Source organism: Methanobrevibacter filiformis (assembly GCF_001639265.1).
Classification (GTDB): domain Archaea; phylum Methanobacteriota; class Methanobacteria; order Methanobacteriales; family Methanobacteriaceae; genus Methanacia; species Methanacia filiformis.
This window is the reverse complement of the sequence record NZ_LWMT01000178.1, coordinates 1-829: the sequence shown is the minus strand read 5'-3', so window position 1 is coordinate 829 and position 829 is coordinate 1. Positions and strand designations below refer to the sequence as shown.

The window sequence follows — 829 nt, the reverse complement described above, 5'->3', positions numbered from 1 at the left end:
CTATGCAAAATCTAGCAAATATCTCAAAAGTTCTTAAAAAAAAGGAGAAAAAGTAAAAATAAAAGTTAACCCTGAACGGATGAAAATCAGTGTTGCAGGATTTCAATCACCTAATGGGAATTCAACATTATACACAGCAGAAACAATAAACACATTCCATTTTGGAAGATCATTATTACAAATAAGAATACAAAACACTGAAAATTGTGAAATAGCAAACGAATTACTTGAAATTTTAAATTCTGAAGCTTTTGAAGATGAAAATATTAAAAATTTAATCCCTATAAAAAATTCAGAAGAATTTAAACAAGATATTCTTAGAAATATATCTGATACAAATGCATCTAAAGAGTTAACTGTAAAAAGAATTAAAAAAACAATAAATCTAGAAAATACAGAAGATAAAAGAAAAATAAGCATAATTAAAGCTCAAAACTTTACATTAACTTTATTAAATTATTTCAATATTGATATTCAAGCAGATTTAATTAAAAAACCTTTAAAATTAAAAAAATTGTTTGATAATAAAAATGAAGTTGATAAACTATTCCCTAATTCTTTAAAATCTGAAAAAAGAATTGTTATCATAATTGACAATTTCTCTGTCCATAAAACTTATTTATCAAGAATTATATGTAAAATTTTAAATATAAAACTAATCTATTTGCCTAAATACTCCCCTTTTTTAAATCCAATAGAACAACTATGGAGAACTATGAAAAATATACTACATAGAAACCCCATTCCAGATATTGAATACCTAAAAAAGGAAGTGGTTAAATTATACTACGAATTAGTTGATGAAATATCTTTTGTCGAAAATTGGATA

General features: G+C 23.4%; 1 protein-coding gene. It reads left to right on the top strand.

All coding sequences use genetic code 11. The annotated features are described in order from the left end of the window. Positions 1 to 79: 79 nt before the first annotated feature. Positions 80 to 829: transposase (locus tag MBFIL_RS04780; RefSeq protein WP_066971961.1), on the top strand; the 750-nt coding region annotated here is incomplete at its 3' end.